The sequence below is a fragment of the Bacillus sp. FJAT-14266 genome (assembly GCF_001719225.1).
In the GTDB taxonomy this organism is placed as follows: domain Bacteria; phylum Bacillota; class Bacilli; order Bacillales; family Bacillaceae; genus Bacillus; species Bacillus subtilis.
In genome coordinates, this window is the sequence record NZ_CP017072.1 from 998,074 (window position 1) to 1,013,741 (window position 15,668).

Consider the following 15,668-nt stretch of genomic DNA (forward strand, 5'->3'; position numbering starts at 1 on the left):
TGTAAAGGAGATTCAGGGTATGAAACTATATACAAAAACAGGCGATAAGGGACAAACGGGCTTAGTCGGGGGCAGAACGGACAAGGACAGCCTACGCGTCGAAAGCTACGGCACGATTGACGAGCTTAACAGCTTTATCGGGCTTGCTTTGGCAGAGCTTTCCGGGCAGCCCGGCTTTGAAGATCTGACAGCCGAGCTGCTGACCATCCAGCATGAGCTGTTTGACTGCGGAGGCGATCTGGCAATCGTCACAGAAAGAAAAGACTATAAACTAACGGAAGAATCTGTTTCCTTTTTAGAAACGCGCATTGATGCCTATACAGCAGAAGCGCCGGAACTGAAGAAATTTATTCTTCCAGGCGGATCAAAGTGTGCTTCGCTTCTCCATATCGCACGCACCATTACAAGGCGGGCAGAACGAAGAGTGGTGGCGCTGATGAAATCGGAGGAGATTCATGAAACAGTGCTGCGTTATCTCAATCGTCTGTCCGATTATTTCTTTGCCGCCGCCCGGGTTGTGAATGCAAGAAGCGGTATTGGCGATGTAGAATATGAAAGAAGTGCCATTGTGTTTCGGGACCGAAACAGCAGCGAATCATAAAAAGTGAAAAGGAAAGCCGGCGTGTTCAAATACATGCCGGCTTTTTTTGTTTTTCACTCTGTCAATTTCCCATTTTACGACAAAAAATGAACCTTATGAATTATTGACTGAAAAATGGAAAAATGAGATATTGTAATAAATAGATGTAAAAAATAGGCAACGGGGGGCTCTGATGGATGGTGAATTTAATTGAAAGTGATAGCATCTGGAAGAGAAATTTCAATTATCTGTTTTTCTCAAGAATAGTCAAGATATCCGGCGATATGTTCGCATTTAATTCAATATTATGGTTTTTAATTTATGACGGCAAAGGTGCGATCGGCACTGCTTTATTGATTGCTGTCACGTTTTTGCCGGAAGCCGTTCTGGCGCCTGTGACGGGGCCTTTTATGAAACAGACCACGCTGAAATTTTGGATGTACTTTTCAGATCTGACAAGGGCGGCGATTGTTTTGATTATCCCTCTATGTCATTTTGCGGGCTTCTCTCCGCTGTGGTTTGTCATGACGCTTATGATTGTGCATTCAGCTACTGGAGCTGCCTACAATCCCGCCTCTATCGCTTTGATTCCTCAAATCGTCAATGAACAGGGCATTCAAAAAGCAAACGCTGTGCTGCAATCCTCCGCTCAAATTGTCCGGCTTGGGGCTGTCACATTATGCGGCGCTTTTCTTACATTTATTAGTCCTTCTTATACCATGCTTATCGCACTTGTGCTCTATTTGGTGTCAGGTTTTCTCGTTCTTTTTATTAAGTACACTGCGGTTGAATCTCAATCAGAGTCTGCGGTTGTTACACAGAGAGGCACATATATCGGAAGACTGAAACGCGGCTTTAGGCTCGTCAGAAAACACCAGATTTTATATCCGCTCGCCATTTACTGTATCTTTATGAATTTCGCGGCTGCCCCATGGGAAGCGCTCTCTGCCGTATACGTTGCGGAAGATTTAAACGGCCAGCCGATCGTATACTCGCTTTTAAAGGCCACCACCGCCGCGGGCGCGTTTTTATTAGGGTTTGTGCTGGCGAAAGTCAAGGTAAACAGGTACGGCTTGTTATTCGTCACTGCCGGCATTATTGAAGGATTTGCTTTCTTTATTACCGGGATGAATACCTTTTTGCCGCTCGTCTTTTTCGCTGCTTTTACCTTTGGTGCCGCAGTCAGTGCTGTTAATGTTCCTGAGTACACGATTATCCAGACGTCTGTGGATAGTGAGGATCAGCCGCAGGTTTACGCCGTTATACATATGATCTCAAATATTTCGATCCCTGCCGGAGCTGTCATTTGCGGGTATGCCGCTAATGCTTTCGGCTCAGGTAAAGTGATCGCTGTCGGTGGGATTGTCGAAATTATTGCGGGTATCGGAATCTTGCTGTTTACAAAATTGGCCAAAGCAGAAAGGTCCGACCTAATTAAAGAAAGGGAAGCAAGTGTTCATCTGTAAAGGGTTTTAAAACGCCATGCCTCGTGCATGGCGTTTTTTTGTGCCAATGGGTCCGGTGCGAGATACGACTCCGGTCTTATATAAAAATCAATCTCTGATTCGTTTTGCATATCTTCCAACTTGTATAAGATGAAGACAAGGAAAACGAAAGGAGGATCTGCATGAAAATAAACAAGAAAACAATAGGCGGATTCTTATTAATTGTATTTGGGATCTCCGTCTTTTTTGGAGGAGGAAGCTTCGGCTTTATCATCCCGCTCGCCATCGGGAGCTTGATGACATACGCAGGAATCAAAAGGTTTGCCGCGGGAAAAACCATCACGGGAATCATCGTGGGCGGTATCGGAGCCATTATGCTCATCTGCTCACTTCCGTTTGTCGTCGGAATCGCATTGGCGGCCGCTATGGTGTATTACGGCTGGAAGCTGATGAAAAACGGATCAGCTGATAACGGTGTATCATCTTTTGATCCTGAACCGGCTTCTGCTGCCTACCAATCTCACTTTGATGACGAATGGGAAGAATTTTTGAAGAAAAAATAATATCAATATATTAGGAGGAATCAGGTATGGTATTAAAAAGAATCAGAGACATGTTTGTTGCGTCAGTTCATGAAGGACTTGATAAAATGGAGAATCCAAAGGTGATGCTGAATCAATATGTACGCGATATGGAAAGCGACATCGCAAAAGCAAAGCAAACAATTGTGAAACAGCACACGATTGCCTATCAATTTAAGAAAAAATATGAAGAAGCCGCTGAAGTGGCTGGCAAACGGAAAAATCAGGCACAGCTCGCATTTGACGCAGGTGAAGAAGAACTGGCGAAAAAGGCGCTGACTGAAATGAAGTATTTAGAAGGGAAGGCGGCTGAGCATAAAGCTTCCTATGAACAGGCAAACAGTCAGCTGGCTGATCTGAAAGAGCAGCTGGCTGCACTTGAAACAAAGCTTCAGGACGTAAAGGATAAAAAACAGGCGCTGATTGCGCGGGCAAATGCGGCGAAAGCTAAAGAGCATATGAATACGACATTTGACAAAATTGACAGTGAAAGCGCGTATCGTGAATTTTTACGTATTGAAAATCGTATTGAAGAAATGGAAATCCGCGCGAATTATTCAAAGTCAGCGGAAGCCGGCACAGAACTTACACGTAAAGAATTCGCAGACGATGTGGAAGCGGAGATTGAAAAAATGCGGACACTTTCACTGCAAAAATCAGACCAGACAAAAGCGGCAAATGAATAAGCGGAACGGGGAAGGATTTGCGGTCAAGTCCTTCCCTTCCGCACGTATCAATTCGCAAGCTTTTCCTTTATAATAGAATGAATGAGAAGGATGAAACCGAATGAAAAAAATGCTTGGCAAACTGTTGATCACTGCCGGTATTCTGGTTTTTTTCGCCGTCGTCGTAAAAGATGTGTTTGCTGCAGGCCTAGGTTTCATAAATGGCACAGAAGCTGATTCAGCCAGCGCATCGCCGCGGGACATTGACAGCATGGTCATTGAGTCGGATAGCAAGGATGTCCGGATTATAGCGGAAGAACGAAGTGACATATCGGCAGGCATTTCAGGAGACTCAGGAAAGTTATTTGTTACTGAAAACAAAAGAAAACTGGAGCTGACCGTAAAGGAAAAAGAATTTCAATTTTTGAATGGATTTAACCGTTCAACTCTTATCGTCAGGCTTCCGTATGATTATAAAGGTGATCTGGCAGTACGAACCTCAAGCGGTGACGTGTCTGTGGCCGGGAATGACCATCTTGCGCTTTCCGGGCTGAACGCAGTATCTGCGAGCGGAAATACGAGCGTGACGGACGTCCGCATTCAAGATCTGAAAGTGAAGGCATCATCGGGGGATGTTTCCATTTCAAATACCGTCTCCAAAACAGCCGGCATTGATTTAGCTTCAGGGGACGCAAATCTGGTTCATGTATCAGGCTCTCTTGATGTGAAAATGACTTCAGGAGATTTTAATGCTGTATTGAAAAAGGTAACCGGTCCCGTATCTGTCACGCTGACAAGCGGTGATGCTAATGTAAGCCTTCCCCAAAATGGCAGCTTTGCAGTCAATGCTTTATCAGCAAGCGGTGACGTCAGTTCGCCGTATTCATTTGCTGATAAAGGACATAAAGAACAGCATCACATCACAGGCACGCAAGGAAGCGGCCGGCATCCAATCGACATCAAAACGGACAGCGGGGATCTAGCGATACGGTAGCACTAGGCAGAAGAAAGGAGGCGGACACCAGGAATGACAAAAAAACAGCTTCTCGGATTGATCATTGCTTTATTCGGCATCAGTATGTTTTTGCAAATTATCGGAATAGGCGATCTGCTGTTTTGGCCGCTCTTTTTTCTGATTGCCGGCTATTTCCTTAAAAAATATTCCCGTGATTGGCTTGGCTCCGTCATGTATATCTTTGCCGCGTTTCTATTTTTGAAAAACCTCTTCAGCATCACCTTTAATTTATTCGGCTATGCGTTTGCCGCATTTCTGATTTACGCCGGCTACAGGCTTATCAAAGGGAAGCCGATATTTGAACCGAATGAGAAACAGGTCAATCTCAATAAAAAAGAACATCATGATCCGCCAAAAGATGTAAAACATCCCGACATGCGCAGCTTTTTTATCGGTGAGCTGCAAATGATGAAGCAGCCGTTTGACCTGAATGATTTAAATGTCTCTGGTTTTATCGGTGATATCAAAATCGATTTATCTAAAGCGATGATTCCCGAGGGAGAAAGTACAATCGTCATTAGCGGAGTCATTGGTAACGTTGATATTTATGTACCATCGGACCTTGAAGTGGCTGTCAGCTCGGCTGTTTTTATAGGAGACATTAATCTGATCGGCTCGAAGAAAAGCGGATTAAGCACGAAGGTATATGCCGCGTCAACTGATTTTAGCGAGTCAAAGCGCCGGGTAAAAGTGTCCGTTTCCTTATTTATCGGTGATGTGGATGTGAAGTACGTATGAGAAAAAAAATGCTTGCCAGCCTCCAATGGCGCGCCATCCGCATGACAACGGGAATCAGCCTGCTCCTTTTTGTTTGCCTGATTTCCTTTATGATGTTTTACTATCGGCTCGATCCGCTTGTTTTGCTGTCATCTAGCTGGTTCGGAATTCCGTTTATCCTGATTTTGCTTCTGATCAGCGTGACCGTCGGTTTCGCCTCAGGGTATATGTACGGCAACCGGTTGAAGACAAGGATTGATACATTAATTGAATCCATTTTAACCTTTGAAAACGGCAATTTCGCTTATCGGATACCGCCGCTCGGTGATGATGAAATCGGCCTGGCCGCCGATCAGCTGAACGAAATGGCGAAGCGCGTGGAGCTTCAAGTCGCATCCCTCCAGAAACTTTCCAATGAACGTGCGGAATGGCAGGCTCAAATGAAGAAGTCGGTTATCTCAGAAGAACGCCAGCGATTGGCTAGAGATCTTCATGATGCGGTCAGCCAGCAGCTCTTTGCCATATCGATGATGACATCAGCCGTGCTGGAACATGTCAAGGATGCTGATGACAAAACAGTCAAGCGGATCAGGATGGTCGAGCATATGGCAGGCGAAGCCCAAAATGAGATGAGGGCGCTGCTGCTCCATTTACGGCCTGTTACCCTTGAAGGAAAAGGGCTGAAGGAGGGCCTTACGGAGCTTTTGGACGAGTTCCGAAAAAAGCAGCCGATTGATATTGAGTGGGATATACAGGACACAGCGATATCCAAGGGTGTTGAAGACCACTTGTTCAGAATCGTGCAGGAGGCCCTTTCAAACGTATTTAGACATTCAAAAGCGTCAAAAGTAACCGTGATTCTGGGCATAAAGAACAGCCAGCTCCGTCTGAAGGTGATTGATAATGGAAAAGGCTTTAAAATGGACCAGGTGAAAGCATCCTCATACGGCTTGAATTCTATGAAAGAACGTGCAAGTGAAATCGGCGGTGTCGCCGAAGTGATTTCAGTAGAAGGAAAAGGCACCCAAATCGAAGTGAAGGTCCCGATTTTTCCGGAAGAAAAAGGAGAGAACGAACGTGATTCGAGTATTATTGATTGATGATCATGAAATGGTCAGAATGGGGCTCGCGGCTTTTTTGGAGGCGCAGCCCGATATTGAAGTCATCGGCGAAGCATCGGACGGCAGCGAAGGTGTTCGGCTTGCTGTGGAACTGTCGCCTGATGTCATTTTAATGGACCTTGTCATGGAGGGCATGGATGGCATTGAAGCTACAAAGCAAATTTGCCGGGAGCTTTCCGACCCGAAAATTATTGTGCTCACTAGCTTCATTGATGATGACAAAGTGTACCCGGTTATTGAAGCTGGCGCGCTCAGCTATCTGTTGAAAACCTCAAAAGCGGCAGAAATCGCCGATGCCATCCGCGCCGCAAGCAAGGGAGAGCCGAAGCTGGAGTCAAAAGTGGCGGGAAAAGTATTATCCAGGCTGCGCCACTCAGGTGAAAACGCGCTCCCGCATGAATCGCTTACAAAACGGGAGCTCGAAATACTCTGCCTGATCGCAGAAGGAAAGACAAACAAAGAAATAGGCGAGGAACTGTTTATTACGATTAAAACAGTCAAAACACATATTACGAATATTTTATCAAAGCTGGATGTCAGTGACCGGACGCAGGCGGCGGTGTACGCACACCGAAATCATCTCGTGAATTAGGCGGCTGCTATTTGTTTGCGCCTTTCGTTCCGAAGTCTCTGACAATCACATTGACCCGGTAGTCTATTTCCGCATTGCTGAAATAATCATCATCCCATTTTCTTGAAATCTTTTTCCACTTTTGAGGATAATGAATTCTGACCTCGTTTCCCAGCCCGGTTACGTCCGCTTTGATCTCTTTCTGCAGCTTCTCTGTAATAAATGACGTTACTGTTTCGTGTACTCGTTTTTCGACTGTCTTTTCAATACTTTTAATATATGAATCCTTAAACGAGTCTTCATTGGGATTCCAGTCCTCAGATAGACGACCTTCAATATTGCGGGTAACGGTGAATTTGAACTTTCCGTCCTTGTATGCCGTCTTGATCTTCCGATTGCTTGAATATACTTCATAAGAAAAGAGATGGCCATCGCGCTTCAAGTCAATGACGCCTCCCTCGACAGTGCCTGAAAATAAGCTGATATTTTGAACCTCAATCGGGGTGAGGTCCCGGTGCCATAATTTATTTTTTATGATAGAGGCTCCGTTTATCGCGAGCTTGCCGTTTTCCTTACCGACATGAGGGATGAGGAATGAATCGTCAGAGGTTAAGTGTTCTGAGATCTCCCCCAATGTAACTGGCTCCATCGTTCTGATCGTCACCTTATTATTCTCTGTCAGATCATATATCACGTTGGATGCGGGTTCGCCTTCATCATTCATGTTAAATATATCCTTAGTTCGGCCGTTGGTGATAAAGACGTAGGAACTCCTCCTTGTTCCGTTGTCTCTGACAAACTGGTTAATAATGGCGTCCATTCCAATTTGATCCGCAATCACGCTTTTGGAAAGCAGAATGAGACGCAAATGCTGTGAAAACGTAGGCTTATGCTTTAATGCAGAGGTTCTCATCATTTGATGGACAGTTTTACCCTTTGTGATAGAAAGCTGTGTCGGATCAGATGAAGAGCCCTCCTTGGCGCTGATTATTTTCGGCACGAGAATTTGCTGTGTCAGCTCTAAATTTTCATCGTCAGGCTTGTCTAGCCCTACTCCGATCACTAAGCTTAATTCCTCGATATTCTCACTGTCCCAGCATCCGGACAGCAATAGGGTGCATATAAACATACATAAAATCCGGATTTTCATTTTGTTGTAATCCTCCTCTTGAGAGCTACAATGAAAAAGAGAATGAACGGAAGCAGAAACAGGGAGACAAAAATATAGCCAAGATAATCGCTATACATCATGACTTGATTGGCGTCATCCGGCCAGAGAGAAAAATAAAAGACCGTTATGCCGATAATCACCATGCTTGTTTTAGTCGATAATCCAAATGTCTTCTTTAGCCCGTTAGCGGCAAAGTATCCGTAAATGACAAATGTGGTGAAAAACTGGATAATCCAGACCACCAGTAAAAAGGATTCAAACCGTTCAATAAATATGCCTTTAAGCTCAAAGGACTGAAAGAGAGAAATAGTCGGCCAAATCAGCGTTTTCACCTCGGGAGCGGTCAAAGCTCCGACAACGATAATATACGTAAGGATATATAAGATAATCGGAATCAGAAATCCTAGAGACGCATATCTGAACGTGTATTTCTTTTTCTTCATATGTTCAGGAAGAAACAGCATCACTTCCATTCCTAAAAAAGAGATGGAAACGACGGTAAGGGAGTTTGCAATGGGTCCAAGGCCTTCGCCTAAAACAGGACGCAAATTATTGATATCAAAAATTTTAAAACTGATCCCGAACACAATCAGCAAAATAATAATGGTTACCGTTAAATAAAAGGGAAACAGCCGCGACACATCGCTTAAGCCCCCAACCATTAAATAAATGCCGCAGCAAATAAACGTTAAAATAATGACTTGAATTGGGGTTCTCTCCAGCAGGAAAAACTTCACCATTTCAGCCATTGCCCGTGTCTCGAAGCTGGCTACGCCGAGGAAATAGCCGCAGATCAAAAGGCCGATGATGCTGCCGATCCATTTCCCAAGCCCTTCCTTCAAATATTCAAAGAGTGAAGGGTATTGATGTTTTTTCTGAATGAGCGTGTTTAAATAAATGAAGAAAATAAAAATGAAACCTTCTAATATCAGCGTGATCCAGCCGTCAGGCGTATTAGCCTTAGTGGTCAGCGCTCGCGGCAATGTTAAAAGTCCGGCCCCAAGCATTGTATTTGCAACAATAGAAATACCTTGAAAGGTATTAAGTTTCAGTGGAGTCTGTTTTTGGCTCATTTGGATTATTCACCTCTTTTGGTTTGTTTTTAATTGGGAGACGGATAATGGAGTCATCCGTATTTTTCAGGCTAAAGAATCCGTTTGGCGAAAAATACGGAGACCCAAAGCTCGTTTGTCTCGTTAAGTGCGTATAAACGACAAGCATAAATAAAATAATGCCGTATAGCCCTAAAATAGCGGCGGAAAACATCGAAATAAAACGCAGCACCCGGAAAGACAGACCCATTCCGTATTGAGGAACGGTAAAGGATGCCAGGGCAATGACACTGACGACAATGACCATAATCGAACTGACGAGATTCGCTTCTACAGCAGCCTGTCCGATGACTACGCCCCCAACGAGGCCGATCGTCTGTCCGAGCGGATTGGGGAGTCGCAGTCCGGCTTCCCTTAGCAGCTCGATGGTTACTTCCATCAGCAGGGCTTCAAATATCGGAGGGAACGGCACGTTTTCCCTGTTCGCCGAAATCGTGACGGCGAGTGCGGTCGGCAGCAGCCCCTGATGGAAGGAAACAAGTGCTATATAAATCGATGACAAAAACAAGGTGATAAAGATAGAAGCAAAGCGCAGCGACCGGATAAGAGATGCTGAAATCCAGCGTTCATAGTAGTCATCCGGGGATTGCATCAGGATGCCGAGAGAAACCGGCACCAGCAGCACAAATGGTGAACTGTCGACCAAAATTGCCACACGGCCGTTAAACAGGGCTGAAGATACTTTGTCAGGTCTTTCCGTATTTTGTATCTGCGGAAATGGTGAATATTTATTATCTTCAATGAGCTCCTCGAGCGTTCCGCTGTCCTGGATATCTTCCAGCTGGATATTTTTAAGCCGCGCCTTCACTTCTTTTATGACGGACTTTTTTGCTTTGCCTTCAATGTACATAATGGCTGCAGGCTTCAGCTTGTTTTCGCCGATCATGATTTTTTTGGTGATCAATTTCGGATGAGAGGTTCTTTGTCTGATCAGAGCGAGATTTGTATCAATATCCTCTACAAACGCTACTTTTGGGCCGCGAACCACTTTTTCAGTTGTCGGCTCTGTCAGGCTTCTTGTTTTTTTCTTTCCTGTGGTCAGAATATAGGCTTTATCCAATCCGTTGATAAACACAGCACAATTGCCGTTGAGAATCGATTCAATCGTTTTTTTTGCAGTTTCAACAGGTCTTGCGTCAAGCTGGTCAAGGCGTTTTTTGACCTGGTCAAGCGTTAAGGTCTCCTCATCTTTAATCAAAGTTTTAATGGCTTCTGACACCTTATTCTCATCAGTCATTTCACTGAAATAGAGATAGTAAAAAACCAGTCCGTTCGCAAGCATTTTTTTGTTTTTCACCAGATCATCGTTTTCTTTTAATTTTGGCAGCACCAATGCTAAATTATCGTGTATATATTCCTTAAACTCTGTTTGTTCCAATGAGGTCACCTCTTATCCAAAACCTTAGTAGAGGTTATCTTTTCCTGTTAAAAAAATGATATACTGTGTTAGAGTATTTCATGGAGTAAGTTTTTTTATGAAAGCGGAGGATACGAAGTGGCACAGGTAAGGCTAGCTGGAAAACAAGAAGAAATTGAACAGCTCATTAGATCATTTGAACAGCATTATGATGTCTCTTATACATCAAAGGAGTACGGCAGGACAAATCCAAAATACAAATATTCAAAGGATTCCCGCGTATATCTTGAATTAAAATTAAAATCTGCCAAGATCGAAAAATAAAAAGGATTTTTTGTGTCATTGGCGAATTATGATCTATTGAAGCAACCGTTATGGAGGGATACATAAATGGAATACAGAATTGAACGAGACACCATGGGAGAAGTAAAAGTTCCTGCTGATAAATTTTGGGGCGCCCAAACACAGCGAAGCAAGGAGAACTTTAAGATCGGTTCTGAAAAAATGCCGATGCGTGTTGTGAAGGCGTTTGCAATTTTAAAACGAAGCACTGCTCTAGCTAATAAACGCCTCGGCAATCTGGATGCTGAAAAAGCAGAAGCGATTGCAGCGGTTTGTGATGATGTGCTCAAAGGCAAGTACGATGACAACTTCCCGCTTGTCGTATGGCAGACCGGAAGCGGCACACAAAGCAATATGAACATGAACGAAGTGGTAGCCAACCGTGCGACTGCTTTATTAAAAGAGAAGAACTCTGATCAAACGATTCATCCAAATGATGACGTGAACCGAAGCCAAAGCTCAAACGACACATTCCCGACTGCGATGCATGTTGCCGCTGTTTTGGCTGTTTACGAGCAGCTTGTGCCGGCGCTTGATCAGCTTCGCAATACACTGGATGAAAAAGCAAAAGCATACAATGATATTGTCAAAATCGGACGCACGCATCTTCAGGATGCTACGCCACTGACCCTCGGACAGGAAATCAGCGGATGGGTTCACATGCTGGACCGTTCGAAGGAAATGATTTTGGAAGCGACAGATAAAATGCGTGCGCTTGCAATTGGTGGAACGGCTGTCGGAACGGGTATCAACGCTCACCCAGAGTTTGGAGAGCTTGTCTCAGAAGAGATCACTAAGCTGACCGGCCAAACGTTCAGCAGCTCGCCGAATAAATTCCACGCGCTGACAAGCCATGACGAAATCACTTATGCGCATGGCGCATTAAAAGCGCTTGCGGCTGACTTAATGAAAATCGCGAACGATGTCAGATGGCTCGCAAGCGGACCTCGCTGCGGCATCGGGGAGATCGTCATTCCTGAAAATGAGCCGGGAAGCTCCATTATGCCTGGTAAAGTCAACCCGACACAAAGCGAAGCGTTAACAATGATCGCAGCGCAAATCATGGGGAACGATGCGACAATCGGCTTTGCGGCGAGTCAGGGGAACTTTGAACTGAACGTGTTTAAGCCTGTTATTATTTACAACTTCCTGCAATCTGTGCAGCTGCTCAGTGACGGCATGAATTCATTCCATGATAAATGTGCTGTCGGTATTGAGCCTAATAAAGAAACCATTCAGGAAAACCTGTCAAATTCATTAATGCTTGTTACGGCGCTGAACCCGCATATCGGTTATGAAAACGCGGCGAAAATCGCCAAGCTTGCCCATAAAGAGGGATTGACGCTCAAAGAAGCAGCTTTGAAGCTTGAATTGCTGACAGAGGAGCAATTTAACGAAATGGTTAAGCCGGAAGACATGGTAAAACCAAAGGCGTAATAGAAAGAAAGAACGGCTGCTTTTTAAGCAGCCGTTCTTCTAAATATGTTGCTGTTTTAATAAATATTTAAGCTGCTCCGCATCTTTGGCGAGAGCTTCAGACTCCGTCAGATTATGAATCATTCCTTTTATGATCGCCAGCTTCGGTGTTTTTTTCTTCATTTCTGCTTCAAGTATGTCCAAGCTCTCCGATAATTCAAGAGAGGAGTTTGTGTTTAAGCTGTTTATTTTGTCACGTAGGCTTTTCACAATCGATTCAGTCAGCGGGTCAGGCCGTCCGTGCGTAAGAGGCCCGAATAAAGAGCTCGCCTCTTCCAATGTAATGAAAGGCTTATCGTTTCGTTCAGACATGCCTTTTACCATATCATCAATTCGATTCATAATGATATCAGCTAATTGAGACGGCTTCACAGTGTACCCGAGCAAAATCATGCATTCCAGGTAAATCTGGCTGATGCCCTCTATTAAAAAACAAAGCTCAGCAGTGTAGGGTTCCGCTTTTTTTCCATAGATGTTCAGCAGGCTGTCGATATGAAATTGAAGTGAGGACTGGCGGATTTTTTTTGCGCATTGCTCCACTTCTTCTGTGTAAGGCAGAGAACCCTCCTTCAACTGCATGCTGATAAAATCTTTGTGTTCAAGAATGTTTTCATAGAGGACGGTCAGCTGTTTACGGTAAGCCGTTCTGGGGCTGTCGCCCTTCGTTTTAATATTTAAAATTCGGGTAAACGTTTTATCATAATAGTAGTTCAGCATAGAGAGAAGAAGCGCTTCTTTCGAAGGAAAATAAATATAAAAAGCGCCTTTAGATATTTTGCATTCTTTTGCGATTTCCTGGACTGATGTTGAGTTGTATCCTTTTTGGGCAAATAGTTTTAAGGCTGTTTCAATAATCAGTTTTTCTTTTTCCTTCAATGGTTCCACCCTTTCGGAGCCCGGAGGCCTGCTAGGATATGACCATATAGTCACACCGTCTGTTATAAAATTAACCTTATTGTAACTTGTTTTTTTATCATGTATTATTTATATTATAAATTGAGATGACCGAATGGTCAAAGCTCAAGCGAAAGGGTGAATCTAGAATGAGAGAATTGGACGAAATGATCAGCCGCTTGCGAAACAGAGGAATCAAAGTGGAGAAAGTCAAATATCCGAAGCAGACCTTGTCAGAGAAAAAATGGGTTCATCAATGCAAACAGCCGCTCAAAACAAATTACAGAGATTTTAACGGCTATTCTTTCACATAAAAAAATAGACTGCAAAACATCTACAGTCTATTTTGGCACTGCTATGCGGTATGTTACACCCGTTTTGTCATTTTCAATTGAGATAGATGCCTTATGAAGAGTTAAAATTCGTTTTACGATGCTTAGACCAATGCCGAATTCGCCTTTCTTCCCTTTATTAAAAGGCTCATAGAGGCTGGAGAGCATCTCATCTTCTATATGCGGACCGTCATTTTTAATGGTGATCACGATATTTCGATCATCTTGTTTCATGCTGATTTCTATTTTTGTCTCAGCATAGCGGATTTGATTTTCCAGAATGTTTTCGAGGAGTTTGTTCCATTGCTCCGGATCGCCCGGCATCAAAATATCCTCTTCTACATCAATTTCCCACGATAGTTCTTTCCGCGCCCACTTCAATCGTTCGATGACTTCTTCTGTCACTTCCACAATACTGAACATGTCGTGCTGCACTTTTTGCTTCGCTAAATAATCTAGCTTCGTTAAATATAATAAATCCTTTATTTTTTTCTCCAGCTTAAGAGCTTCGCATTCAATAACATCTACAGTGTTTTCAAGGTCTCCTTTAGGAAAAATCCCGTCTTTAATTGATTGTGTATAGCCTCTGATGACCATGACCGGCGTTTTTAAATCATGAGAGATATTTTGCAATAGAGTTCTTTCTGTTTCATCCTTTTGCACAAGCTTTTGGCGCATCTCTTCGATGGTATGGCCCAATTTGCCGATTTCATCTTTCCGATCCACTTTTACTGGGTCATCCCAATCCTGTTCAGAAATCCGTTTGACGTGTTTTTCAAATGATACAAGAGGCCTTGATAAATACTTTGCAAGCCAAATAGCCGGAATCCAGCTTAATAAAATGACGACAGCTATAATAAACAGAAGCTGTTTGAACAAGGTATAGGCCAAATCGTCCCGATAAGAATCAAGCGCGTAAGAGAGCATCATCGCTGATTGTCCATTGACGGAAAGTCCCTTTTTAATGACAAAAAACACTTTCTCTCCATTGACGTCGGCGCTGTAACGTTTCTTTTTAGCTTCCTGCTTATCAGCCAGCTTGTACACCTTGTGGATAAATGAAGATGACAGAATGCTTAAATCCTTGTCTGAAGAAGCCTCTTCATTTTCAGGAAGGAGCACGTGCTGTACGGAGCGGACAGTTGTCGGCGCCGTCGCCTCCTCGCTGTAATAGCGCCTTTCAATCGAACCTGGCAGGCGGTACTCTGTCAGCACATGCTGCTCATTTTCAATCGTCGTATACGTTTCATTAGTGAAAAAATCTCGCAGCGTGTTTGAAAATAACACAAGCAGTAAAATCGATATCGCTAACAGGATGCCGGATATGACAACCCATATCTGAAACGCGAGCGGCTTGTTTTTCATGATGACATCATCCTGTAGCCGAAACCGTAAATCGTCTCCACCTTCAATTCAGGCATCTTTCTGCGCAGTCTCCGGACGAGATCATCAACGACCCGATCTGTTCCGAAGTAGTCATGTCCCCACACTTTTAGGAGGATATCCTCACGAGAGTATGGATGCCCTTTATGATGGATAAATAATAGCAGCAGATCAAATTCCTTTGACGTCAAATTGATGATATTTCCGTTTTCGTCATAGACCTCGCGGGCGTCTTCAGCGACCCGATACGAGGAGACGGCAATTTCATTTTTTTGGACAGGAGGAGCTTCCTTATATACGAGCTGCAGCAGCTTTTGCACACGGATAATCAGCTCCCGCGGCAGAAACGGCTTTGAAATGTAGTCATTGCTGCCAAGCTCTAAGCCAAGCACTCTGTCAATATCCGCATCTCGGGCGGAAATAAAAATGACCGGCACGTCAGGATCTTTCGCCTTGATTTCTTTTATTAATGTATAGCCGTCGGTATCCGGCAGCATGATATCGAGAATCCATAGGTGGGGAGACGGTGTCATTTTCTTTCTGGCGTCTTCACCTTTCGTAAAAGATGTAATGTTCCAGCCCTCATTCTCTAAATACTTCGTCAGCAGTTCATTCAGGTTATCCTCATCTTCAACTAGATAAATGGTGTATGACAAGGCTCTTCACATCCTTTCAACGTCATTATAAACTAGTTTTAACATACGGCAGGCAATTTTCATAATTTCACATATTCTTTTCATTTTTATCCCACAATGTTTGTTTATGATATGTATAAGGGAAGAAAGGAAGAGAAAAAGAGCGAGGAAGATGTAGGATGATCAAACATATTCTATTTTGGTGCTTTGCTTTTCTCCTCATTATTGGGACAATTGAACTTGTACATGCGATGAATATGTAACGATAAAT

Annotated in this window: 17 protein-coding genes; 11 read left to right on the forward strand and 6 right to left on the reverse strand. The window is 43.8% G+C overall.

The genetic code is table 11. From position 1 onward, the window contains the following. Positions 1–19: 19 nt before the first annotated feature. The 8 genes from BGM23_RS05155 to liaR all read left to right on the forward strand — a co-directional run bounded on the left by BGM23_RS05155 (position 20) and on the right by liaR (position 6,716). Positions 20–601 (forward strand): cob(I)yrinic acid a,c-diamide adenosyltransferase, encoded by a 582-nt coding sequence (locus tag BGM23_RS05155; protein ID WP_003228501.1) that lies wholly within the window; start codon positions 20–22, stop codon positions 599–601. A 176-nt stretch (positions 602–777) separates the two neighbouring features. Continuing rightward, complete coding sequence (locus tag BGM23_RS05160; RefSeq protein WP_003244338.1) at positions 778–2,046, forward strand: MFS transporter; 1,269 nt, start codon at positions 778–780, stop codon at positions 2,044–2,046. Positions 2,047–2,207: 161 nt separating this feature from the next. Then, a complete protein-coding gene (liaI, locus tag BGM23_RS05165; protein WP_003243447.1) occupies positions 2,208–2,588 on the forward strand; it encodes a cell envelope stress-induced membrane anchor protein LiaI in 381 nt (126 codons plus the stop codon). A 26-nt stretch (positions 2,589–2,614) separates the two neighbouring features. After that, positions 2,615–3,292 carry a stress responsive protein LiaH gene (gene liaH, locus BGM23_RS05170; RefSeq protein WP_003243047.1) on the forward strand — a complete coding sequence of 226 codons (678 nt, stop codon included), beginning with the start codon at positions 2,615–2,617 and terminating at the stop codon, positions 3,290–3,292. Between the two features lie 100 nt (positions 3,293–3,392). Continuing rightward, complete coding sequence (gene liaG / locus BGM23_RS05175) at positions 3,393–4,265, forward strand: LiaG family protein (RefSeq protein ID WP_003244420.1); 873 nt, start codon at positions 3,393–3,395, stop codon at positions 4,263–4,265. Positions 4,266–4,298: 33 nt separating this feature from the next. Then, the gene (gene liaF / locus BGM23_RS05180; RefSeq protein ID WP_014480832.1) at positions 4,299–5,024 is read left to right on the forward strand and encodes a LiaRS two-component regulatory system accessory protein LiaF; all 726 of its coding nucleotides are present in this window, start codon (positions 4,299–4,301) and stop codon (positions 5,022–5,024) included. Next, positions 5,021–6,103 carry a two-component system sensor histidine kinase LiaS gene (liaS, locus tag BGM23_RS05185; RefSeq protein WP_003244464.1) on the forward strand — a complete coding sequence of 361 codons (1,083 nt, stop codon included), beginning with the start codon at positions 5,021–5,023 and terminating at the stop codon, positions 6,101–6,103. The genes liaF and liaS overlap by 4 nt, the downstream gene beginning before the upstream one ends. Beyond that, positions 6,081–6,716, forward strand: a complete 636-nt coding sequence (gene liaR, locus BGM23_RS05190) for a two-component system response regulator LiaR (protein ID WP_003243201.1) — start codon at positions 6,081–6,083, stop codon at positions 6,714–6,716. Before liaS ends, liaR begins: the two co-directional genes overlap by 23 nt. A gap of 7 nt (positions 6,717–6,723) precedes the next feature. Here the strand turns inward: liaR and gerAC are convergent, their stop codons facing one another. From gerAC to gerAA, 3 genes are read right to left on the reverse strand one after another with little or no spacing between them, the layout of a single operon-like run. Next, entirely contained in the window at positions 6,724–7,845 is a 1,122-nt protein-coding gene (gerAC, locus tag BGM23_RS05195; RefSeq protein WP_003243203.1) for a spore germination receptor protein GerAC, read from the reverse strand. Then, entirely contained in the window at positions 7,842–8,939 is a 1,098-nt protein-coding gene (gene gerAB / locus BGM23_RS05200) for a spore germination receptor protein GerAB (RefSeq protein ID WP_009968145.1), read from the reverse strand. The genes gerAC and gerAB overlap by 4 nt, the downstream gene beginning before the upstream one ends. Next, positions 8,908–10,356, reverse strand: coding sequence for a spore germination receptor protein GerAA (gerAA, locus tag BGM23_RS05205; protein ID WP_003243555.1), 1,449 nt, complete (start codon positions 10,354–10,356; stop codon positions 8,908–8,910). Before gerAA ends, gerAB begins: the two co-directional genes overlap by 32 nt. Positions 10,357–10,473: 117 nt before the next feature. Here gerAA and BGM23_RS05210 point away from each other — a divergent pair, with 117 nt between their 5' ends. Both BGM23_RS05210 and fumC read left to right on the forward strand, forming a co-directional pair. Further along, the gene (locus tag BGM23_RS05210; protein ID WP_003244599.1) at positions 10,474–10,659 is read left to right on the forward strand and encodes a YvzF family protein; all 186 of its coding nucleotides are present in this window, start codon (positions 10,474–10,476) and stop codon (positions 10,657–10,659) included. 66 nt (positions 10,660–10,725) lie between these two features. Beyond that, a complete protein-coding gene (gene fumC, locus BGM23_RS05215; RefSeq protein ID WP_003228523.1) occupies positions 10,726–12,114 on the forward strand; it encodes a class II fumarate hydratase in 1,389 nt (462 codons plus the stop codon). 39 nt (positions 12,115–12,153) lie between these two features. Here fumC and BGM23_RS05220 read toward each other — a convergent pair whose 3' ends face one another. Next, positions 12,154–13,029 (reverse strand): TetR/AcrR family transcriptional regulator, encoded by an 876-nt coding sequence (locus tag BGM23_RS05220; RefSeq protein WP_003243192.1) that lies wholly within the window; start codon positions 13,027–13,029, stop codon positions 12,154–12,156. Positions 13,030–13,196: 167 nt separating this feature from the next. Here BGM23_RS05220 and spxO point away from each other — a divergent pair, with 167 nt between their 5' ends. Then, the gene (spxO, locus tag BGM23_RS05225) at positions 13,197–13,361 is read left to right on the forward strand and encodes an anti-adapter protein SpxO (protein WP_003221681.1); all 165 of its coding nucleotides are present in this window, start codon (positions 13,197–13,199) and stop codon (positions 13,359–13,361) included. Positions 13,362–13,388: 27 nt separating this feature from the next. Here the strand turns inward: spxO and cssS are convergent, their stop codons facing one another. Next, positions 13,389–14,744: a two-component system sensor histidine kinase CssS gene (cssS, locus tag BGM23_RS05230; protein ID WP_003228527.1), complete on the reverse strand. Its 1,356-nt coding sequence runs from the start codon at positions 14,742–14,744 to the stop codon at positions 13,389–13,391. Beyond that, the gene (gene cssR / locus BGM23_RS05235; protein WP_003228529.1) at positions 14,741–15,418 is read right to left on the reverse strand and encodes a two-component system response regulator CssR; all 678 of its coding nucleotides are present in this window, start codon (positions 15,416–15,418) and stop codon (positions 14,741–14,743) included. Before cssR ends, cssS begins: the two co-directional genes overlap by 4 nt. Positions 15,419–15,668 lie beyond the last annotated feature (250 nt).